Origin of the sequence: Streptomyces sp. MH60 (assembly GCF_002939385.1) — a bacterium.
In the GTDB taxonomy this organism is placed as follows: domain Bacteria; phylum Actinomycetota; class Actinomycetes; order Streptomycetales; family Streptomycetaceae; genus Streptomyces.
The window spans coordinates 13,192-33,382 of record NZ_MULI01000045.1; the positions used below are offsets into that span (position 1 = coordinate 13,192).

Below are 20,191 nucleotides of genomic sequence, written 5' to 3' on the forward strand. Positions count from 1 at the left end.
CAGGAGGACCGCACGCCCATGAGATTCCTCGAACGTGAACGCGCCACTCTCGCCAAGCTGCTGCCCGACCTGGACCCCGCCCTGCGCGAGATCCCCCTGATGGACCTGGAGCGGCCGGGTAACCCGGGCATCCGGCACTTCCGGGACAGCGGCGGCCCCGGACTCCTCGTCCCCGAGTCCCACCAGGGGCGCGGCGCCACCGGGCTGGACGCACTGCGGGTGCAGCGGGCCATCGGCAGCCGGTCACCGTCCCTGGCCGTGGCCACCACCATGCACCACTTCTCCATGGCCACGCTGGTCGGTCTCGGCGGTCTCGGCGACGGTCTGGAATGGATGCTGATCGAGGGCGTGGCGTCGAGCAACCGCGTCATCGCCTCCGGCTTCGCGGAGGGCCGCCCGGGCGCCGGCATCCTGGACCCCTCGATGACCGCCACCGTGACCCCCGACGGCATCCGGATCAACGGCGTCAAACGGCCGTGCAGCCTGGCCCACTCGATGGACGTGCTCACCGCGGGCGTGGTGATCCCGCGCGAGGACGGGCAGGGCGACGAACTCGCCGTCGCCCTCGTACCCGCCGACAGCGAGGGCCTGAGCGTCAGCGGCTTCTGGTCCAGCACCTTCCTGGCCGGGGCCGAGAGCGAACAGGTCACGCTCACCGACGTCCTCGTCCCGCCGGAGCTGGTCGTGCGTACCGCGACCACGTCCGGGGACCGCCTCGACGAGCTCCAGACGGCCGGGCTGGTCTGGTTCCAGGTACTGATGACGGGCAGCTATATCGGCGCCGCGTCCGCCCTGGTGGAGCGGGTCCTGTCGAACGAACGGATCCCCGAGCACGAGCGCGTGCGCCTCTTCGTCGAGACGGAGGCCGCCATGGCCACCGCCGAGAGCGTCGCCCGCCGGGTCGACGCCGGGGACCTGGACGAGTCGGCCCTCGCCCAGTCGCTCTGTGTGCGCTACGGCGTCCAGGACGCCCTCGCCCGTATCGTGCCGCGCGCGGTCGAACTGCTCGGCGGGCTGAACTTCATGACCTCCGACGAGGTGGGACACCTGGCCGCCTGCGCCAACGGGCTGTCCCTGCACCCGCCGTCGCGCTCCCGCATGACGAGCCCGCTCTCGGCGTACCTGGCCGACGGCCCCCTCGCCATCGCCTGACCGGGCCGGAGCAGCGGCCCCGCCCGTCCTTCCGGTTCCGGCCGCGGCCGGAACCGCACGGGCCGGACGCGCGCAGGCCCCCCCCGGGGCGACTGTCGCCGACGCGGCCTCCAGCCGACCGGCCGGCAGCGACCGGGCGCGGCCCCCGGCCCGTCCGTCGCCCGGGGATGAACCCGGCCGCCCCGGCGCCGACGTGGTCCGACGAGGCCGGACGGTCCGTCCGGTGTCCGCCCCGCCCCGTGCCCGCACCGTCCCCGGCCGGCCGAACCCGGGCCGTCCGTCGTCCCGTCCGGCCCCGAGCCGGTCGTCCTTCCGCCCGCCCTCACCCCGCCGCCGTCCCAACCAGCCCGATACCGGCCGCCGTTCCACCGTCCCCGCGTTCCACGGCAGCCGAAATCCGTCGAGGGGAGCCCACCATGCCGCTCAACGCCCTACGTCCGACCGTCCTGTCCGCACCACCCCGCGCCACCGTGCGCGAACGTCCCACCCTGCTGCTGACCGGCGGCTCGGGAGTGCTCGGACGAGCGCTGATCGACGAACTGGCGCCCGACTACGACCTGCTCTGCCTGCGCCGCAACACGCCCCTGCACGATCCGCGGGTGCGGGAGATCGAGGGCGACCTCCTCGCCCCGCGCCTCGGCCTCGGCGCCGGTGCCTGGTACGAACTGGCCCTGCGCGTCGACGTGGTGCTGCACTCCGCCGCCCAGACCGACTGGCGCACCCCGCCCGAGGAGATCGTGCGGACCAACACGCTCGGCGCGGAGACGATGCTCGACCTCGCAGCGCGTGCGGACGCCCCCTTCTACCTGGTCAGCACCGCGTTCGTGGCCAACACACCGAGTGAGGAGGACCGGGAGCGCTTCCCGGGCGCCGCCGCCTACCTCGACTCCAAGAGCCGGGCCGAACAGCTGACGCGGGAGGCGGGTCTGCCCGGTGCCATCGTGCGCCCCTCCGTCGTCATGGGCCACTCCGCCACCGGGCACATCGCGGGGCAGCAGGGCCTCACCAAGACGATCGGCGCGATGGTCCTCGGCCAGGTGCCGGTGCTGCCGGGCGCTCCCGAGGCCCGCGTCGACATGATCCCGCAGGACTACGTCACCCGGGCCGTCGGCGCCCTGATCCGCGGCGGCGTCGGCAGCGGGGAGTACTGGCTCACCGCGGGCAGTCAGGCACCGGCCCTGGGCGAGATCGCCGACACCTGCGCGGAGTTCGCCGTCCGCCACGGCCTGCCCCGGCCGCTGCGCCCGCGGCTCATCCCCGTCGAGGCGGTCCACCGGCTGCTGCTGCCCATGCTGGAGGGCACCTCACTGCCCGCCTCGGTGCGGCAGCGGTTCCGGTACTACGCCGAACTGCTCCTGGTCTTCCAGCGCGAGCTGCCGTTCGACACCTCCCTCGGCACGCCCCACTGCGGCACCCGCGTCACCCACGCCGACATCCGCGCCGCGCTCGTACGGAACCTGGAGAGCTGGGCGGCGGACCGGTCCGACCTGCGCCGCCGGCATCGCGAGCCCGCGGTCGCCGCGGCCGGGACGGAGGTGGCGTGATGACCATGTCACCCCCCTCCACCGCAACCGCCGAGGGCAGCGGACCCACCGGGGCCGCGGTCGCCGCGCAGGCCACGTCCGCCGAGGCCGCCGCGCCCGCCGCGTCCCCCGACCGGCCCGATGTCGCCGACCTCTACCTCAAGCACATCGGCTCCGGCCGCGCCGTCATGGGCCGGGTCATGGGCGGCATGGCCGAGGTCCGTTCCGAGGGCGTCTGGATCCACGCCGACGACGGCCGCCGCTTCCTGGACTTCGGCGGCTACGGCGTCTTCATCCTCGGCCACCGCCACCCGGCCGTCGTCGAGGCGGTGCACCGGCAGATCGACACCCACCCGCTGGCCAGCCGGGTCTTCCTGGAACCCGTCGCCGCCCGCGCCGCCCAGGCCCTCGCCGCCCACACCCCGCCCGGCGTGGACTACGTCCACTTCGTCAACTCCGGCACCGAGGCCACCGAGGCCGCCCTCAAGCTCGCCCGCGCCCACGGACGCAGCTCGTTGATCACCACCCACCGCGGCTTCCACGGCAAGACGCTCGGCGCGCTCAGCGTCACCGCCAACGCCACCTACCAGACGCCCTTCCAGCCCCTGCTCCCCGACGTCACCCAGGTCGCCTACGACGACCCGGCCGACCTCGAACAGGCGCTGGCCGCCCGACGCGACCGTGCCTGCGTCATCGTCGAACCCGTCCAGGGCGAAGGCGGCGTCCGCATCCCCCGCCCCGGCTATCTGAGCCAGGTGCGCGCACTGTGCAGCGCCTACGGCGCCCTGCTGGTCGTCGACGAGATCCAGACCGGCATGGGACGCCTCGGCACCTGGTGGGGCGTCGACGCCGAGGGGGTGCGCCCGGACATGCTGCTGGTCGGCAAGGGACTGAGCGGCGGCGTCGTACCGGTCGCCGCCATGGCCGCCACCGCGGACGCCTACGCGCCCTTCAGCCGCGACCCCTACCTGCACACCTCCACCTTCGGCGCCTCCCCGATCGCCTGCGCCGCCGCACTGGCCGCCGTACGGGCGATGGAGGCGGAGGACACCGTGGCCCGGGCGGCGGCGCTCGGCCTGCGCGTCCTGGCCGCCGTGCGGGAGGTGTGCGCGCCGTACGAGGGCGGCCTGGTCCGCGAGGTGCGCGGCCGGGGACTGCTGATCGGCATCGAGTTCGCCGAGGAACAGACGGTCGGTGAACTCCTGCTGGAGCTGATCGCCCGCGGCGTCCTCGTCAACCACTCCCTCAACTCCACCCGGGTGCTGCGGCTCACCCCGCCGGCCGTGGTCGAGGACGCCGAGCTGGACCTGTTCCTCACCACCCTCACCGAAGCCCTGCACAGCACGGCCGGCCGCATGTCCGGCCGGCCGCAGCGCTGACCGTCAGACCGACACCCGCGTCCGAGAACCACCCGGAAGGAACCGAACGCCCCATGCAACACGTGGTCCTGCACGCCCTCGCCGAGGGGCTGACACCCGCCGACGTCTACCGCCGCATCAGCGACTACGGCCGCTACCCCGAGTACAGCGACGCCTTCCGCGAGGTGCGCGTCGAACCGCCGCTGCCCGACGGCTCCACCGTCTCCGACTGGACCGTCGAGTTCCGGGGCGGCCTGATGCGCTGGCGGGAGCGCGACACCTACTCGCCCGAGACGTACTCGCTCGCCTTCGAGCAGATCAGCGGCGACTTCCAGACCTTCGAAGGCAGCTGGCGGTGCGAGCCGCGGGGCGGCGGCACCCTCGTCGTCTACACCGCCGCCTTCGACCTCGGCATTCCCTCGCTGGCCGAGGTCCTCGGCCCGGTCGCCGAGTCGACGGTGCGCACCAACATCGCCCGGGTGCTGCGGGGCCTCGCGGACGCGGAGGTGATCGATGAACCCTCGGCTGCGGCTCGTGACTGACCGGCCGGCGGCGACCGCCGAGCACCCGTCCGCGGCCACCGAACCCCTGTACGAGGAACCCGGACCGGGCGCCGTCCGCTGCCTCGGCCTCTACGCCAAGCTGGCCGCCGGGGTGACCGTCGTGACCGCCCCCGGCGAGGACGGCCCGCTCGGCATGACCGTCTCCGCCGTCACCTCCCTCTCCGCCCGCCCGCCGCTGCTCCTGGCTTGCCTGCGGGACGGCTCCCGCACCCTCGCCGCCGTCCGCTCCCGCCGGACCTTCGCCGTGCACCTGCTGCGCGAGGAACAGCAGGACCTGGCCGGCCGGTTCGCGTCCCCCACCACGACCGCCGCCGAGCGGTTCGCCGGGACGGAGACCCGGCAGGTGCTGGGCGTGCCGGTGCTGGCCGGGGCGCTCGCCTGGTCGGTGTGCCTCACCGAGGACGTGCGCCGCTACGGCGACCACCACCTCGTCGTCGGCCGGGTGGCCGCCGTGCACGTGGGCCCCGGCCGCCCGCTGCTGTGGCACGACCGCAGGTTCGGAGCGCTGACCGAGCCGGTGCCGGACGCCGCCGGATGAGTGGGCAACCCGCCGGGACGCCGTACTGGGACCCGGCGGAACTCCCGCCCCAGCCCCAGTTGCACGGCGTGGTCACCGCGGACGTGGCCGTCGTCGGGGCCGGTCTGGCCGGGCTGTCCTGCGCCTACCACCTCGCGGAACGCGCCCCCGGGCTCGACATCGCCGTGGTGGACGCACAGCACCCGGCCGCCGGGGCCAGCGGCCGGGGCACCGGCCTGCTGGGCCCCCGCGCCGGCCCCGCCCTCGACCGCGCGGTGCGCCGCTTCGGTGCCCGGACGGCACGCCGGATGCACCGGGCCAGCCAGCAGGCGGTACGGGACGTGCTCGACCTGTGCACACGGCTCGGCATGCCCTGCGGGCTGCGGCCCGGCGAGCAGCTGATGGCCACCCGCTCGCCCGCGGGCCTGGTGGCACTCGCCCGCCAGGCCCGCGCCTGCCGCGAACTGGGTCTGGACGTCCCCGTCCTCTCCCCGGCCGGCATCCGCGAGCGCGTCGGGGTGCCCTACCGCGCCGCGCTCCTGCACCGCCCGGCCGCCACCCTCGACCCGGCCGCCCTGACCTGCGCGCTCGCCCGCGCCTGCGCCGACAAGGGCGTGCGGTTCTACGGCCGCAGCCCGCTGCTGACCCTGCGTCCCGGCGACCTGGTCGGCCCCGAACTGGTCCTCCCGCACGGCCGCCTGTACGCCGGGCAGGCGGTGCTGGCCGTCAACTCCGCCGCCGAGGCGCTGGACCTGCCGGTCGGCACGGTCCTGCCGCTGGAGGTGTACGCCGTCGCCACCGAACCGCTGAGTCCCGCCGCGTACGAGCTGCTGGGCGGGCGCGCCGGACACGCCGTCGTGGACGCCGTGCCGCTGGCGCCGTACTACCGGCTGCTCCCGGACCGGGGCCTGGTGGCGGGCGGCGGCACCGCCGCACTCCCGGCCGGGCTCGCCGCATCCCGGCTCCAGCCCCTGCGCGAACGTGCCTGGACCCGGCTGGAGCACTGGCTGCGGGCCCTGCACCCCGACCTCGCCCGGGTGCGGGTCACCCACCGCTGGTCCGGCCGGATCGGCATGACCGCCGACGACCTGCCGGTGGTCGGGCCGGTGCCGGGGCGTTCCGACGTCTGGTACATCGGCGGCTGCGGCGGCCACGGCCTCGCGCTGTCCGTGGCGCACGGTGCGTACGTGGCGGGCGCCCTGCTCGGTGAGCCGGACCCCGGCGACCCGCTGCCCTGGCACCGCTCGCACGCCCCCCGACTGCCCCTGCGCGGTCCCGCGCGCCCCCTGCTCCGCGCCTGTGTGGACGCACACGGGTGGGCCGTGCGGCGTGTCTGCTGACGGCCGGTGTGCGGTGGTGTCCTCTTCCAGTTCCCGAGATCGACCGGGAGGTTCTCATGATGCGACTCAGCCTCGGCAGGGACGGCCGCCTGCCGCCGTCCCTGGCCATGGGCACCGTTGATGTCGCCTTTCACCTGGCCGCGCGGGGCCGGCCGGTCCCCCTCGTGATCGCGTTCGCGTTCGACGGCGGGGCGCCGACCCTGGACTCCGTACGGGCACGGGTCGCCGAACGCGCCCACCGCATCCCGGCGTTGCACTACCGCATCGCGCGCGAGCGCCGGAGGTTTCGGCGGGTGGACCGGATCGCGGCGGACCGGCACGTGCACGAGGCGTGGCTGCCCGACGACACCGACGGCTCGGCGGCCGGCCGGCTGATGCTCGCCCGGCCCATGAACGCCGACGACCGGCCGCCCTGGGACGTGTGGCTGGTGCACGGCCCGGAGGGCCGCCACACCCTCTGCTACCGCACCGACCACACGTTCCAGGACGGGATGGGAGCCGCCTACACCGCCCGCGCCCTGCTCGGGGACGACCCCGGGGGAGGGCCGGTCCCGCAGCCCCGCCGCCTGCCCACCGCCGCGGGTCTGGCGGGCACGCTGGGGGACGTGGTGGGGGCCTTCGGAGCGGCGAAGGCGAAACCGGCCTTCGACGGCGTGTGCACCGGGCGGGTCGACGTGTGCCACGCCGACACCTCGCTCGCCCGGCTCCGCGCCATCGGCCGCGCCCACGGAGCCACGGTGACGGACGTCTACCTCGCCGCCCTGTCCCACACCGTGCGCACCTGGCACCTGAAGCAGACCGGCGCGGTCCACCCGCCCCTGCCCGTGGCGATCCCGATGTCCGTGCGCGCCCCGGGCGAGGAGCGGGTCCCGGGCAACCACATGATCACCGCCCGGATCCAGCTGCCGTGCGACGAGGAGTCGCCGCGGCGGGCGCTGGCCCGGGTCGTGGCCGCGATGAACGTGCTGCGGGCCGGCCGACGGCGCGACTCCATGCGCGTGCTGCTGGCGGCCACCCCGCGGTCGGTCGGCGCCAGGGTCGGCGTCCGCCTGGTGCACGGCAGGGTCGTCGCGGGGCCGGTGAGCAGCGTGAACTTCGGCGCGGCGCTGGTCCACCAGGGGCTCACGGCCAGGCGCACGGCCGCCTTCGCGAGCGGCGCGTCCGGAATCCGCAGCGTGGTGACGCTGACCTGTCAGCACGACACCGCGTGCCTGACCGTGGTGCACGACGAGGCGCTCCGTACCGCCGACGAACTCCCCGACCTGTGGCTCGCGGCGCTGCTGGAGCTGGAACGCGGGTGACCCGGGCCGCGGTCTCCGCGCGGTCCGCGACGAAGCCCCGGGCACGCGCCCGGGGCTTCTTCGTACGGGGCTTCGTCGTACCGGGGGTTCAGCGCGGGGCGCGCAGTGTTCCGGTGGTGAGGAAGGCGCACTTGGCCGCGGCCTCACCGACCAGCGGCAGGTACCGGGACATCCGTTCCACCGCGTACGGCAGGGTGAACGGATCGGCGACCCGAGCGTCCCAGCCCTGCTGCGCCCACCACTCCTCCGGGTCGGCGAGCTGCCAGTTCCAGGCCGCCCCGATCGTGGCGAGGGCATCGAGGAACGGGGCCACCAGGGCGGAGTCCACCGCCCGGGAGTTCACGCACTCGGCGCCGAAGGTGCTGCCCCCGGCGGACAGCTCGGTCATGGTGGTGACGATGGTCGCCACGGCATCGGGGCTGAGGAAGTAGAGCGGCGCCTCGCAGAGCCAGGCGGTGGGCCTCGCGGGATCGAACCCCGCCGCGACGAGCTCGTCGCCCCAGGACCCGGTGACGTCGGCTCCGACGGTGCTGCGGCGTCCGCAGGTGACCGGGCTGCAGTCGAGCACGCGGTCCTTGAAGGCCAGGACGGAGGGGACCTCGACCTCGAAGAGGTGCACACCGGTCGGCCAGTCCAGCCGGAAGGCGCGGGTGTCCAGGCCGGCACTGAGGACGACCACCTGGCGGCAGCCCGAACGGGCCGCGGTGAGCAGGTAGTCGTCGAAGAAGCGGGAGCGCACCACCTGCCAGTCGGGCAGCAGGCGCTGCATCGGCCCGTCACCGGGCGGACCACCCTTGAACCGCGCCGCGTGCAGGAAGTCGGCGGCCCACGGGTCGAGGACGTACGGCGCGGGCCGCAGGGCCTCCGCCGCGTGCGCGGCGGCCGTCCAGAGCGCCGCGTGCGAGAGGCCCTCCGGGGCTCGGGCGGCCGGCACGTACGGAGACTGCGGACGGGTGGTTTCCGGCATGGAACCTCCTGGATACGGACGGAGCGGACGGAACAAAAAGAACGGGTGGCCGTGCGCGGTCGGATCAGCCCGAGCGGCGACGGCCCAGCAGGAAGGCCGCGGCGCCCAGCGCGAGCAGGCCCCCCGAAGGACGGGTGGGCCGCTGGCCGCCCATCGCGGCCGGGGTGCGCGGCTCGTGGATGTTCAGCGCGAACTGGCGGTTGGCCACGTCGGACAGGACGCCCCGGACCTGCTCGGGGCTGGTGACGGCGGCCAGCAGCAACTCCATCGAGTTGCGGGCGAACTGGTTGCGGCCGAGGAACTCGCGGCCCAGGGCGAAGAGGATCTTCGGCACCTCCGCCTGGAACACCTCGGGCAGCGTGATCTCGGGAGCCAGGCAGCGCACCGAGCCGTCCAGGTTCGCGAACGACTTGCCCAGCAGCGACACGGCCGGCGGGGAACCGATGCCCCGCTTGGTCGCCTTGGCGAGCACGGTGGTGAGCGAGACCCCGAAGTTCATGTCCTCCAGGGACAGATGGGACACCTTGGGGACGAACGCCGCCATGTCGGCGGCGAACGCGGGCATGTTGGCCCAGGGCGTCACACGGCCCATCTCGGCCCAGTGCTGCGCCAGTCCGGCGCCGTCGTTCTGGGCCAGCGTCATGAACAGCGGCAGCAGCTGCAGGCTGGTGCGCCGGTCCAGCCGGCCGACCATGCCCCAGTCGATCAGGGTCGCCGGTCCGCCCGGAGCGGCGAAGACGTTGCCGGCGTGCGGGTCGGCGTGGAAGAACCGGTGGACGAAGTACCCGTGGTACATGAAGCGCAGCAGGTCCTTGCCGATCTCCACGCGTTCGGCGTCCGTGAAGTGGGCGCGGTCGACGTGCCGCACCGACTTCCCGTCCGCCAGCGACTGGACCAGGACCCGGGGAGTGGCGTGCAGTACGCGGGGCACCTCCAGGGAGCGGAACGGCCGGACGTGTTCGCGGGCCTCGTCCATGTTGCGGGCTTCGCCCGTGAAGTCCAGCTCGGGTTCCATGGCGTCGAAGACCGAGCCGAGCATCGCCTCGATGTCGATGACCTCGTTGAACCGGGGAGCGACGCGGGCCACGATGCGCGACGCCCGGCGCATCAGGGCCATGTCCGCGAGCACGCCCTCGCGGATGCCGGGCCGTTGGATCTTCACCACGGCGGCCCGGCCGCCCGGCAGCGTGACGCGGTAGACCTGGGCGAGGGACGCCGCCCCGAGCGGGGCGGCGGTCTGGATGTCGTCGAAGCGCAGTTTCCAGTCCGGTCCGAGGTCCCGGGCCAGCACCGGCTCGAACTCCGAGAACGGCTGCACGTCGACCTCGTCGTGCAGGTTCTGCAGTTCGTCCCGGATGGACTCGGGGACCATGTCCGGCCGGGTGGACAGGATCTGGCCGAGCTTCACGTAGAAGGGACCGAGGCTCTCCAGGGCCTGCCGCACCGCCTTGGCGCGGCGCTGCTCGGACCCGGCGGACCCGGCGGAGGCGTCGGTGTCCTCCGCCGGGGACCGCGCGTCCCGCTTCGTACGCCCGCGCAGCCGGGCCCCCAGCCCCACCTCGTCGGCCACGAGGCCGCCGAGGACCTTGACCACGAGACGCAGCCGATCGCCGACGACAGACGCCATCGTGTGTGCTCCTCAGGTGGGTTGCGCGTACGGACGTCGGCCGGCGGACCGCGTGCAGCCGCCCGGCAGGACGGTGCTGCTACCGGTCGGTCGAGGACTGACCGCCGCGGGGCTTGTCGCCTCCCTGCTGTCCGGTCATGCCCTGCAGCTGTCCGGTCAGGCCCTGCAGCGCGGCCATGCCCTGCTGTCCGGCCTGGGCCGGCATGTTGGCCATGTTCTGCAGGCCCTGGACCGCGTCGAGGAGCTTGGGGAGCACCTGGAGCAGCTGGGTGAGCTGGGTCGGGAGCGCCATCAGGTCGCCCGCCCCGCTCGCCGCGTTTCCGAGCCCCCCGGCCAGCTGACCGAGCCCGCCGAGCGCACCGGCCGCGCTACCGACCGCGGCGAGCGGATTGGCCGCCCCGCCCAGCGCCGCCAGGGGATTGCCCGTCCCGCCCAGCGCGGCCGCGAGCGGGTTGCCGCCGCCCGCGGCACCGGTGAGCGCGGCCAGGGGGTTGCCCCCGGCGCCCGAGGTGATGCCGGCGAGCGGGTTGCCGGCCGCGCCGAGGGCGGCCAGCGGGTTGGCGACACCCGCGAGCGCCGTCGCCGGGTTGACGGCCCCGGCCAGCGCGGCGAGGGCGTTCGGGGGCAGCCCGGCCAGCGTGTTGTAGGTGTTGCCGGAGCCACGCGACGAGTCCGAGTCGTCTCGGTTCAGGAGCTCGTCGAAAGCCTCCTTCCAGCTGTCGCTCATATCACCCACCAAATCCTTGACGATGTCCTGGATGTTCTTGCTCTTTTTGGCCATGGGGGTAGCCCCTTTCCGTTTCTCTGTGATGGAAGAGGAATGACTGCCGGCTGTTATCTGGGACAGCCTTCCAAGGATTTCGCGCACACGTTCTTCAAACGGGCGCGACCCCTGGTGAAAGCGGCTTCTGCCGCCTTGACGGAAATGTTGTGCATGCGGGCGAATTCCGCAGTGGAAATCCCCTTGGCGCGGGCGAGTATGACCTCCTGTTCCCGTCCCCGCAGGTGTTGCACCTGGCTCAGCAGCCACCGGCCGAAGTCCTGGTCGCAGACGTCGTCCTCGGTGGTGCCGAACGTGTCCACGAGCGCTGCGCGCTGCAGGAGTCTGCTGCGGCGCTCCATGTCACGGTAGAAGTCGATGCAGAGGCGAAGCGCCACGGACGTCAGAAAGGAACCGAGCCGATTCCTGTCCAACGCGGCGTGAGCGGCTGCGCGGGCCATGGTTTCCTGAACGCAGTCCTCGGCGTCCTGAAAACTCGGCAGTCTTCGTCGAACCAATCGCATGAGGCGGTCCTGGTGCTGGAAGATGTCTTCCCAGGAGCATTCAGCGGGCGATTGGCAGGTGGAATGTCGCGCCATGGTGGATTGCAGCCCGTTGTCTCTCGGATTGGGCAGGGAGAACCGCGACCGACTTTCTATTTGTCGGCCATGTGGTTTTCCTACCCGAGGCCCTGGAGCGGCAAACCGGAATATGTGCCTCCGCGAGCTGGCGGAAATGTTTTTTCGCGCTCATTTCCGAGGAGCGGGCCGCCGTGCCCAGTCGCGGTTCCAGTTGAGCCACATGTCCCGTACGGTCTGGTGCACCAGCGAGCTGCCGGCCCGCAGTTCGCTGGTGTACGCCTGGACCGCCTCCTTGCCCACCAGCCGCGCGCCGCCGGTGAAGTAGGAGCCCCGCACATGCCGGGGCGAGCGGTACTTGCCCCACAGCAGGATCTTCATCAGCGGCCAGAGGGTGAACACCCCGGACGGGCAGCGGTTGTCGGGGTCCAGGGTCCCCCAGACGGACGGGACCAGGCCGCTCTCGCCCAGCACCTCGTAGATGCGCGCGATCGTCTGCTCCTTCGTCAACTCCCCTTCCCGGTAAGCGAGCACGGCGTCCCGCGACTGGTCGAACATCCGCTCCACCCAGGGATTGTCCATCCCCTGGAGCCCTCGGTACGGCGGCATCTCCAGGACGTCGAAGCAGGCCGGGTCGTGGGTCTTCTCGTACGTCACGGCCACCTGGTTCTGGGCGTTCGTGCCGTAGAGGGTGGTGAGGGTCCACACCCGGTTCCACGCGTTCCACAGGTCGAAGTCGTCGAACGCGATGTAGCTGCACGACACCAGGTCGTCGTAGAACCGGAACATGCGCTTGGTCCAGTGGTCCAGGTACGCGAACCGGGCGGTGTCGAAGTCGTTCTGGCGCACGGCGTCGATGAGCCGGTGGCTCAGGGCGTTGAGCGCCATCACGGTGACGGCGAGCCCGCTGGAGAAGAGCGGGTCGATGAAGTCACTGGCGTGCGGCAGCAGGCACCACCGGTCGCCGACCACCTTCTGCGAGGCGAACTGGGTGCGGTCGGTCGACACGTACGGCCGGACCGCCCGGGCCCGCTCGAACTGCCGCGCCACGCTGGGGAACCGGCCCACGTGCTGCCAGAACTCGTCCTCGGCCGAGACGTCGTCCGGGCGCGGGTACCGGTCGAGGTCGAGGTTGATGCCGACGCTGCACAACCCGCTCGTGCTGGTCGACTGGTTGTCGAACGGGATCACCCACAGCCAGCCGCCCTGGAACACGTGGTGGAGCGTCCCCTGGCTGAACGGGCTCGGCATGCCGTGCTGTTCGCGCGGTGGCGAGACGGCGTCGAAGGGGCGCACGTCCACCATGTGCGTGAAGATCGTGCGCGAGCGGGTGCGGTACGGCGGCTCCTGCCGCAGCCCGAGCCGCTCGGGCAGCATCGCCCGCATCCCGCCGGCGTCGACCACGTACGAGGCCCGGAAGCTGCCGCGGTCGCGGGTGACGAGCGTGGCGCCGTCCTCCTCGAACTTCACGTCGTCCACCATGGTGTGGGTGTACGCGGTGACGCCGTAGGACACGGCGACGTGGAACATGTACGCGTCCACGTCCTGCCGGAAGTAGTGCGAGTCGGGGCCGAGCGGTGGTCCCCAGGTGGGGTACTGCGTGCACTCGTCGGGCCGGGTCGGCTCGTCCTCCCGGTGGTAGATGAAACTGAAGTTCCGCTTGACTCCGCAGTTCGACGACACATGGCGGCGCAGTGCCGCGTTGGTCGCCAGGTGCTCCAGTTCCGGGACGTCGTAGCGGCGGGCCAGGACCCTCAGGCCGAAGGTGGTCTCGGGGACGGTGGACTCTCCGATGGCGAACCGGGGATGACCGCTGCCCTCCAGCAGCAGCACGCGCACGCCGTGGCGGGCGAGGACGGTCCCCAGCATCGTCCCGCCGATGCCGCCTCCGACGATGGCGACATCGAAAACACGCTGGTCTTCTTGCATGTCTGCGGTTCCTTTCGCAACGGGAAGGACGAGTTGCCGGTCCATCCGGTCACCGAGGGGTGACGGGAGAACCCGGCAGCACCCGGCGCAGCCCGCAGGCCGCCACCCGGGCGAAGAAGGACACGGCGAACCAGGGAGTGGGCGCCAGGGCGGCCAGCCGCCTGCGGTCACCGGGGACCAGGCGCTCACCGCGTCCGGTGACGTCCAGCCACGCACCGAAGTGCAGCAGCCGTGCCTCGGGTCCGGCGTCCCGCGCGGGGAACGGCCGCATGTGTTCGCGCACCGCGCGCGTGAGGGCCGTGCGCCGTCCCATCCCCACCTCGTGCCCGGCCAGGAAGGCGTCGAGCAACTGGGCGGAACGACACGGGAATCCGCCTCGGCCGAGCGGTGAGCGCTCCACGAGTCCGGCGTCGTGGAACGCCGCGGCGGCCAGCAGCCCCACCCGGTCGTAGGCCGTCCCGTGGCTGCGCGCGCAGGCGTCGGCCAGCAGGAACGTCCGCAGGGAGTGCACGGCGACGTGCGGCGGCAGCAGCCGGCGCATCTCCGTCAGCGCGGCTCCCACGAGGGGATGCCCGAGCAGCTCCGCCAGGGCCGGCCGGCCGAGCAGGGGCTGCCACGTCTCGGGCAACGCCTCCGGTGGAACGCCGGGCGAACCCGCCCCGCCCGCACCGGAATCGGGAACCTCCGGAATATCGGGCCCTGTGGCCATGACCCAACCCCCTTGCCCCGCTGCTCCATTGGCAGTGTCCGTCTCATCTGTCTTTACGCTCGGGCAGTGCCTCGACCCCCGTTTCACAACGCTTTCCGAACCCTCTTTTCGAGTGATTCGAAAAAATGAGCCCCATTTACTCCATGGAGTGAATTCTTTCCCTCAGGCGAGGGATCGTTGCGGAAATTGATGGACGCGAGACTGAGAAGTCCGATTCACCACAGCTCCCTTCGCGACGAAAGAGAGAGCGTCATGAGCTTCCTCACCCCCCGCCTCCCCGGCGTCAACTCGGACGACGTCGTCCTGGACAGCACCGAGGCCGCGCACCGCGTGGGCGCGGTCGTGCAGGCCGGCGGGGCGCAGGTCATCGCCACCGTCGACGTCCAGGCGGGCGAGGACGACTGGAACGCGCCGCCGAGCGAGGAACATCCGCGCCCGGTGGTGCTCGTGCACGGCACCTTCGGCAACCGCGGCTACACGTGGAACACGGCGACGCCCCTGCTGCGCCAGCACGGCCACCGGGTCTTCCGGCTCGACTACGGTCAGCACGGCAACCCCGTGATCTTCGGCCTCGGCGACGTCAAGCACTCGGCCCGCCAGCTCGCCGACTTCGTCGACGAGGTGCTGCGCCGCACCGGCGCCCAGCAGGTCGACCTCGTCGGCTTCTCCCAGGGCGGCATGCTGCCGCGCTACTACCTCAACGCGCTGGGCGGCGGGCCCAAGGTGCACAACTTCGTCGGCATCTCACCCAGCAACCACGGGGTCACGGCCCAGGGGCTGATGAACCTCGCCCGCCAGATCCCCGGCGCGGTGGAGCTGCTCGAACAGGGCGCCGTCGAGGAGGTCGTGCCGGTCTGGCCGCAACTGCAGCACGACCACCCCTTCCAGCGGGAGCTGGCCCACCTGGGCGAGACGACGGAGGGCGTCCGCCACACCGTCATCGCCACCCGGTACGACGACGTGGTCACCCCGTACACCTCATGCGCCCTGGAGCCGACGGAGGGGCGCTACGTCAACAACATCGTCCTGCAGGACATCGACCCGGACGACCACACCCCGCACGTGAGCATGCCCTACAACGCGACCGTGCTGAAGGAGGTCCTCGCGGCGCTCGCCTCCTGAGCGCGGCTGCCGTCCAGGACGACCCGGGCCACCAGCGCCGGGTCGTCGTTCATGGGGACGTGGCCGCAGCCGGGCAGCCGTACCAGCCGGGCGCGCGGGATGGTGCGCTTGGCGCGTACGCCCTGCCGGGGCACGAGCAGCCGGTCCCGGCTGCCCCACGCCACGGTGACGGGGATGCCGGACACGTCGTCGGTGAACAGCACGCTCCGGCCGGCCCGCAGGGTCTCGGCGAACCCCTCGGCGTGCGCGAGCGCCAGCGTCTCGGCGACCACGGCATCGGGGGAGCGCCGGCCGGGACGGGCGTAGATCGTGCTGGTCAGCGCGGTGCGTCCGACGGCCGTGCGGGACAGCCGCTCGACGAGCGGAAGCGGCAGGCTCCGCGCCGTACGGCGCATGCCCGTCAGGACACCGAAGGCGTAGCGCCGCTCGGCCCGCGTCCAGAAGCCGGCCGGGGACAGGGCCGTCACCGACCGCACCAGGTTCTCCCGGCCCAGCTCCAGGGCCAGCAGACCGCCCAGCGAGTTGCCCGCCACGTGGGGGCGATCGAGGCCCAGTGCCGCGCAGAAGGCGCCGAGCACCGCGCTCGTCGTGGGCAGGTCGTGCGGCAGCCCGGGCGGCAGTGCGGGCGACTCCCCGAAGCCCGGCAGGTCCACGGCTATCACGTCGCGTTCGGTGGCGAGGATGTCGACCACCGGGTCCCAGGCCTGCCGGTGGTGACCGATGCCGTGCAGCAGCACCAGCGGCTCGCCGTCGCCCACGCGCGCGTAGGCGAGGGTGAGGTCCCGCGGACCGTGGGCGGTGGGGGCCGTGAACGAGAGCGTCGCGGACATGGGGCTCCTTGTCGGGAACAGGTGTTCCGGGAACGGGTGCACGAATGACGTCGCGTAGACAGTTTGTCAGCAATAGCTACCGACGGGTAGCCCCGTGTCTGCCACGACCGATTCCGTCTGGACACCGCCGGACGCGTCCGCTGGGATGGAGGGGTGACCACCGACACCGCGACCGACGTCTTCGAAGCACACCGGCCCGTCCTCCTGGGCGTCGCCTACCGCATGCTGGGCCGCCTGGCCGACGCGGAGGACGTGGTCCAGGAGGCTTGGCTGCGCTGGTCCGGCGCCGACCGCTCCGCCGTGCGCGAGCCGAGGGGCTACCTGGTGCGTGTCACCACCCGCCTCGCCATCGACCGGCTGCGCCAGGTCAAGTCGCGCGGCGAGACGTACGTCGGCCCGTGGCTGCCCGAGCCCTACGTCACCGACTTCGGGGACGCCGAGCCGGACACCGCGGAGCGGGCCGTCCTCGCCGACTCGGTGTCCCTCGCGGTCCTCGTCGTCCTGGAGTCGCTGTCGCCGCTGGAGCGGGCGGTGTTCGTCCTCAGAGAGGCGTTCGGCTGTCCGTACGCGGAGATCGCCGCCATGCTGGAGCGCGGCGAGGCCGCGGTGCGCCAGCTCGCGGGACGCGCCCGCAAGCACGTGGACGAGCGGCGGCCCCGCTACGACGTCGACCCGGCGCAGCGCCGGGATCTCACCGAGCGCTTCCTCGCCGCCGCGGTCGACGGGGACCTGGCCGGTCTGCTGGCGACGCTCGCGCCCGACGTCCGGCTGGTGGGCGACAGCGGCGGCCGGTCCAAGGCGCCACTGCGCGTGCTGGAGAGCTCCGACAAGGTGGGCCGCTTCCTGCTCGCCGTCGCGCAGCAGGGCATCCCCGACGCCACCTTCCACTTCCTGGAACTCAACGGCGGCCCCGCCCTGCTGGTCCGCTCCGGCGGGAAGCCCGACTCCGTCGTCCAGGTGGACGTCGCGGACGGCCGCATCCAGGCCGTGTACATCATGCGGAACCCGGACAAACTGGTCTCCCTGGCTGACGCCCCCTAGCCCGTCCCCGAGCGGCTCGCGGCCCCGGTACCCGCCCCGTGACGGGTACCGGGGCCGTGCTGTCCGCGGGATTGGTCTTGACCAAGGGGGTGGGGCGTTTTATGGTCGCAGAGAACTGCAACAACCTTTAATAAACAAGGGCGTCAAAACGCCGCCGGACCACGGCGATTGCGGAGGACAGGGTGGGGACCACGCAGTTGGAACGGGTGCCGGAGCCGAAGTACTGGCACCTCAGGACCGTGCTCAGCGAGGCCCTGGACTCGGAGTTCGAGGTGGGTGAGGTGCTGCCCAACGAACGGGACCTCGCCGCCCGCTTCGGCGTCGCCCGCGCGACCCTCCGCCAGGCCCTGGAGCAGCTCGAACTGGAGGGCAGGCTCCAGCGCCGCCGCGGCGTCGGTACGACCGTGGCCCCGCCCCGCGTCGGCGTGGCCGTCGGCACCCGGGAGCACGCCTGGCCCGGAACGGCCGACGACGCCTGGCACCCGGCCGACTGCCACCTCGCGGCACCTCCGGCGGCCGTCGCCGAGGCGCTGGGGACGGACCGCGACGAACCCGTCCACACCGTCCGCCGATCCCGCGTGAGCCACGGACAGCCCGTCGCCGCGGAACTGCTGTACATCCCGCCGTCCTCGGTGCCCGACCTCACCGCCATCGACGCGCCCTCCGGCCCGGCACGCGCGCGTGCCGTGCTGCGCGAACTGCAGCGCGGGAACCTGGAGCGGCAGGAGCGCGCCGTCGAGCTGGGCTCGGCCGGCGCGGACGACGCGAAGGAACTGGACCGCCTCCCGGGCGCGCCCGTCCTCGTGGTCACCACCCGCTACCTCACCGAGGACCGCACCGCCGCCCTCTCCGTCGCCACCTACCGCGCCGACACCTGCCGGCTGACCTTCGGCGACTCCGGCGACGTGGAGATCCACCACGGCCCCCAGACCCAGGCCTCCTGACCGACCCGGTCAGCGGCGGGCCGTGGCGCCCTCGACCGCGAACAGCTGCTCCTCCACGTGGTCGAGGGCGAGCCGCAGCGCACCCGTCGCCACGGCGGCCTCGCCGAGCAGCGACAAGGCCACGCGCGGCGGACGCAGGCAGTAGCGGGCCAGCTCCCGGCGCAACGGCTCCAGTACGCCGTCGAGCCCGGCCGCCCAGCCGCCGATGACGACCATCTCGGGATCGAGCGCCAGCGCCAGTGCCGCCACGTCGTGCACCAGCCGCTGGATGAACCGCTCGACCGCCGCGCGGGCCCGCTCGTCGCCCTCACGGGCCTCGGCGAAGACCTCGGCGACCGCCTGCTCGTCCAGCGGATGCAGCGGCTGGTCCGTGGTGGACAGCAGCGTCTCCGGCGTCACGTCCCGGCCCAGCAGATGCAGCGCGCCGATCTCCCCGGCCGCCCCGCCGTACCCCCGGTGCAGCCGGCCGCCGATCAGCGCCCCCGCCCCGGGACTGAGCCCGGCCAGCACGAACACGATGTCGTCGCACTCGGTGGCGGTCCCCTTCCAGTGCTCGGCCACCGCCGCCGCGTTCGCGTCGTTCTCCACCAGCACCGGGCACTTGAAGGACCGGCTCAGCCGCTCACCCAGGCCGAGACCCGTCCACCCGGGCAGCGCCGTGCCCAGGCGGACCGTGCCGTCCGCCTCGACGATGCCGGGCGTGGCCGCGCCGACCGCCCGCAGCGAGCCGCGCGCCACACCGGCCCGGCGCAGCAGCTCGGCGACGGCCGTGCGCAGCCGCTCCAGCCGCTCGTCGGCCGGCGCGTTCTCGTCCACGTCCTTGGCCTGGGCGCCGATCACCCGGCCGTCCAGGTCGGACAGGAGCGCGGCGACGCGGTGCGGACCGATCTCCAGGCCCAGCAGGTGTCCCGCCTCCGCCCGGAACCGGAACCGCCGCGCGGGCCGCCCCTGCCGCCGGGCCGTGCCCTCGTCGGCGGCCGCCTCGACGACCAGACCGGCCTCGATCAGCCCCTCGACCACGCCCTCGACGGTCGGCCGGGACAGCCCCGTCACCCGGGTGATCTCGGTCAGCGTCGCGGAGTCCGTCGCACGCAACGCGTGCAGCACCACGGCGGAATTGATCCTCCGCAACAGCGACGGGTCCCCGCCGGTCAGGCCTGCCAAGGTCCGTCCTCCCAGCTCGTGCGCGTGTGGGCCGGATGGTACTCGGCCCGCCGGACCCCGGCGAGCGCCGGTCTCCGATTCCCGGCCCCGCGGGGCGTCCTCACCCGGGTGCCACGAACCCCGACTCGTACGCCATGATCACCGCCTGGGTGCGGTCCCGCGCCCCCAGCTTCGCCAGTACGGCGCTCACGTGCGACTTCACCGTCTCCGTGCCGACCACCAGCCGGGCGGCGATCTCCGCGTTCGACAACCCCCGCGCCATCAGCCGCAGCACCTCCCCCTCCCGCTCGGTCAGCCGCGCGCGCTCCAACTCGGCGCGGGCCGCGCGGTTCCCGCCGCCGGCGCCGTACTCGGCGGCCAGCTGCCGCACCGCGGCGGGGAACAGCAGGGACTCACCCTCGGCGATCAGCCGTACCGCGTGCACGATCTCGGCCGGGCGGGCGCGTTTGAGCAGGAACCCGTCGGCGCCCGCCCGCAGCGCCTCGTACACGTACTCGTCGTTCTCGAAGGTCGTCACCACGAGGATCTTCGGCGGTTCCGCCACCGTCCGCAGCAGCGCGCGCGTCGCCTCGATGCCGTCCAGCAACGGCATCCGGACGTCCATGGCGACCACGTCCGGCCGCGTCTGCCGCACCAGCGGGATGACCGCCGCCCCGTCGGCCGCCTCACCGACCACCTCGATGTCCGGCTGCGCCTCCAGCACCGCCCGCAGCCCGGCGCGCACCAGCGGTTCGTCGTCGACGAGCAGCACTCTGACCGGCATCCG

Annotated in this window: 19 protein-coding genes; 10 read left to right on the top strand and 9 right to left on the bottom strand. The window is 73.2% G+C overall.

Going from position 1 to position 20,191, the window contains the following annotated elements:
- Nucleotides 1-18: 18 nt before the first annotated feature.
- From BZZ08_RS24525 to BZZ08_RS24555, 7 genes are all read left to right on the top strand, one after another.
- Nucleotides 19-1,152, top strand: a complete 1,134-nt coding sequence (locus BZZ08_RS24525) for an acyl-CoA dehydrogenase family protein (RefSeq protein WP_104634426.1) — start codon at nt 19-21, stop codon at nt 1,150-1,152.
- 416 nt (nt 1,153-1,568) lie between these two features.
- Entirely contained in the window at nt 1,569-2,696 is a 1,128-nt protein-coding gene (locus tag BZZ08_RS24530; RefSeq protein ID WP_104634427.1) for an SDR family oxidoreductase, read from the top strand.
- Nucleotides 2,696-4,054, top strand: coding sequence for an aspartate aminotransferase family protein (locus BZZ08_RS24535; protein WP_104634428.1), 1,359 nt, complete (start codon nt 2,696-2,698; stop codon nt 4,052-4,054). Before BZZ08_RS24530 ends, BZZ08_RS24535 begins: the two co-directional genes overlap by 1 nt.
- A gap of 53 nt (nt 4,055-4,107) precedes the next feature.
- A complete protein-coding gene (locus BZZ08_RS24540; RefSeq protein ID WP_104634429.1) occupies nt 4,108-4,575 on the top strand; it encodes an aromatase/cyclase in 468 nt (155 codons plus the stop codon).
- Nucleotides 4,547-5,134: a flavin reductase family protein gene (locus BZZ08_RS24545; protein ID WP_241965557.1), complete on the top strand. Its 588-nt coding sequence runs from the start codon at nt 4,547-4,549 to the stop codon at nt 5,132-5,134. The genes BZZ08_RS24540 and BZZ08_RS24545 overlap by 29 nt, the downstream gene beginning before the upstream one ends.
- Complete coding sequence (locus BZZ08_RS24550; protein WP_104634430.1) at nt 5,131-6,453, top strand: NAD(P)/FAD-dependent oxidoreductase; 1,323 nt, start codon at nt 5,131-5,133, stop codon at nt 6,451-6,453. The genes BZZ08_RS24545 and BZZ08_RS24550 overlap by 4 nt, the downstream gene beginning before the upstream one ends.
- Nucleotides 6,454-6,509: 56 nt before the next feature.
- Nucleotides 6,510-7,754: a wax ester/triacylglycerol synthase domain-containing protein gene (locus BZZ08_RS24555; RefSeq protein WP_241965558.1), complete on the top strand. Its 1,245-nt coding sequence runs from the start codon at nt 6,510-6,512 to the stop codon at nt 7,752-7,754.
- A gap of 88 nt (nt 7,755-7,842) precedes the next feature.
- Here the strand turns inward: BZZ08_RS24555 and BZZ08_RS24560 are convergent, their stop codons facing one another.
- From BZZ08_RS24560 to BZZ08_RS24585, 6 genes are all read right to left on the bottom strand, one after another.
- Complete coding sequence (locus BZZ08_RS24560; protein WP_104634431.1) at nt 7,843-8,721, bottom strand: SAM-dependent methyltransferase; 879 nt, start codon at nt 8,719-8,721, stop codon at nt 7,843-7,845.
- Between the two features lie 64 nt (nt 8,722-8,785).
- Nucleotides 8,786-10,348, bottom strand: a complete 1,563-nt coding sequence (locus tag BZZ08_RS24565; RefSeq protein WP_104634432.1) for an ABC1 kinase family protein — start codon at nt 10,346-10,348, stop codon at nt 8,786-8,788.
- A 79-nt stretch (nt 10,349-10,427) separates the two neighbouring features.
- On the bottom strand, nt 10,428-11,129 hold the full coding sequence (locus BZZ08_RS24570; protein WP_104634433.1) for a hypothetical protein: 702 nt from the start codon (nt 11,127-11,129) through the stop codon (nt 10,428-10,430).
- Nucleotides 11,130-11,182: 53 nt separating this feature from the next.
- A complete protein-coding gene (locus BZZ08_RS24575) occupies nt 11,183-11,707 on the bottom strand; it encodes an RNA polymerase sigma factor (RefSeq protein WP_274543295.1) in 525 nt (174 codons plus the stop codon).
- Between the two features lie 150 nt (nt 11,708-11,857).
- Entirely contained in the window at nt 11,858-13,615 is a 1,758-nt protein-coding gene (locus BZZ08_RS24580) for an NAD(P)/FAD-dependent oxidoreductase (protein ID WP_104634435.1), read from the bottom strand.
- A gap of 49 nt (nt 13,616-13,664) precedes the next feature.
- On the bottom strand, nt 13,665-14,324 hold the full coding sequence (locus BZZ08_RS24585; RefSeq protein WP_104634436.1) for a hypothetical protein: 660 nt from the start codon (nt 14,322-14,324) through the stop codon (nt 13,665-13,667).
- Nucleotides 14,325-14,576: 252 nt separating this feature from the next.
- On the opposite strand from BZZ08_RS24585, the gene BZZ08_RS24590 reads away from it, so the two are divergent.
- On the top strand, nt 14,577-15,446 hold the full coding sequence (locus BZZ08_RS24590; protein WP_104634437.1) for an alpha/beta fold hydrolase: 870 nt from the start codon (nt 14,577-14,579) through the stop codon (nt 15,444-15,446).
- Here BZZ08_RS24590 and BZZ08_RS24595 read toward each other — a convergent pair.
- Nucleotides 15,398-16,276 carry an alpha/beta fold hydrolase gene (locus tag BZZ08_RS24595; RefSeq protein WP_198601677.1) on the bottom strand — a complete coding sequence of 293 codons (879 nt, stop codon included), beginning with the start codon at nt 16,274-16,276 and terminating at the stop codon, nt 15,398-15,400. The genes BZZ08_RS24590 and BZZ08_RS24595 overlap by 49 nt on opposite strands.
- A gap of 153 nt (nt 16,277-16,429) precedes the next feature.
- Between BZZ08_RS24595 and BZZ08_RS24600 the strand changes: the two genes are divergently transcribed.
- Both BZZ08_RS24600 and BZZ08_RS24605 read left to right on the top strand, forming a co-directional pair.
- Nucleotides 16,430-17,317, top strand: coding sequence for an RNA polymerase sigma-70 factor (locus tag BZZ08_RS24600; protein WP_104634439.1), 888 nt, complete (start codon nt 16,430-16,432; stop codon nt 17,315-17,317).
- A gap of 182 nt (nt 17,318-17,499) precedes the next feature.
- Complete coding sequence (locus BZZ08_RS24605) at nt 17,500-18,261, top strand: GntR family transcriptional regulator (protein ID WP_104634440.1); 762 nt, start codon at nt 17,500-17,502, stop codon at nt 18,259-18,261.
- A 9-nt stretch (nt 18,262-18,270) separates the two neighbouring features.
- Here the strand turns inward: BZZ08_RS24605 and BZZ08_RS24610 are convergent, their stop codons facing one another.
- Both BZZ08_RS24610 and BZZ08_RS24615 read right to left on the bottom strand, forming a co-directional pair.
- Nucleotides 18,271-19,425, bottom strand: a complete 1,155-nt coding sequence (locus tag BZZ08_RS24610) for an ROK family transcriptional regulator (RefSeq protein WP_104634441.1) — start codon at nt 19,423-19,425, stop codon at nt 18,271-18,273.
- 100 nt (nt 19,426-19,525) lie between these two features.
- The gene (locus BZZ08_RS24615; protein WP_104634442.1) at nt 19,526-20,188 is read right to left on the bottom strand and encodes a response regulator transcription factor; all 663 of its coding nucleotides are present in this window, start codon (nt 20,186-20,188) and stop codon (nt 19,526-19,528) included.
- Nucleotides 20,189-20,191 lie beyond the last annotated feature (3 nt).

Coding starts and splice junctions, on each gene's coding strand:
- BZZ08_RS24585 (WP_104634436.1), bottom strand. CDS start 14,324: ATGGCCACAGGGCCCGATATTCCGGAGGTTCCCGATTCCGGTGCGGGC.
- BZZ08_RS24575 (WP_274543295.1), bottom strand. CDS start 11,707: ATGGCGCGACATTCCACCTGCCAATCGCCCGCTGAATGCTCCTGGGAA.
- BZZ08_RS24590 (WP_104634437.1), top strand. CDS start 14,577: ATGAGCTTCCTCACCCCCCGCCTCCCCGGCGTCAACTCGGACGACGTC.
- BZZ08_RS24530 (WP_104634427.1), top strand. CDS start 1,569: ATGCCGCTCAACGCCCTACGTCCGACCGTCCTGTCCGCACCACCCCGC.
- BZZ08_RS24550 (WP_104634430.1), top strand. CDS start 5,131: ATGAGTGGGCAACCCGCCGGGACGCCGTACTGGGACCCGGCGGAACTC.
- BZZ08_RS24540 (WP_104634429.1), top strand. CDS start 4,108: ATGCAACACGTGGTCCTGCACGCCCTCGCCGAGGGGCTGACACCCGCC.
- BZZ08_RS24580 (WP_104634435.1), bottom strand. CDS start 13,615: ATGCAAGAAGACCAGCGTGTTTTCGATGTCGCCATCGTCGGAGGCGGC.
- BZZ08_RS24545 (WP_241965557.1), top strand. CDS start 4,547: ATGAACCCTCGGCTGCGGCTCGTGACTGACCGGCCGGCGGCGACCGCC.
- BZZ08_RS24565 (WP_104634432.1), bottom strand. CDS start 10,348: ATGGCGTCTGTCGTCGGCGATCGGCTGCGTCTCGTGGTCAAGGTCCTC.
- BZZ08_RS24525 (WP_104634426.1), top strand. CDS start 19: ATGAGATTCCTCGAACGTGAACGCGCCACTCTCGCCAAGCTGCTGCCC.
- BZZ08_RS24555 (WP_241965558.1), top strand. CDS start 6,510: ATGATGCGACTCAGCCTCGGCAGGGACGGCCGCCTGCCGCCGTCCCTG.
- BZZ08_RS24560 (WP_104634431.1), bottom strand. CDS start 8,721: ATGCCGGAAACCACCCGTCCGCAGTCTCCGTACGTGCCGGCCGCCCGA.
- BZZ08_RS24570 (WP_104634433.1), bottom strand. CDS start 11,129: ATGGCCAAAAAGAGCAAGAACATCCAGGACATCGTCAAGGATTTGGTG.
- BZZ08_RS24595 (WP_198601677.1), bottom strand. CDS start 16,276: ATGTCCGCGACGCTCTCGTTCACGGCCCCCACCGCCCACGGTCCGCGG.
- BZZ08_RS24615 (WP_104634442.1), bottom strand. CDS start 20,188: ATGCCGGTCAGAGTGCTGCTCGTCGACGACGAACCGCTGGTGCGCGCC.
- BZZ08_RS24535 (WP_104634428.1), top strand. CDS start 2,696: ATGACCATGTCACCCCCCTCCACCGCAACCGCCGAGGGCAGCGGACCC.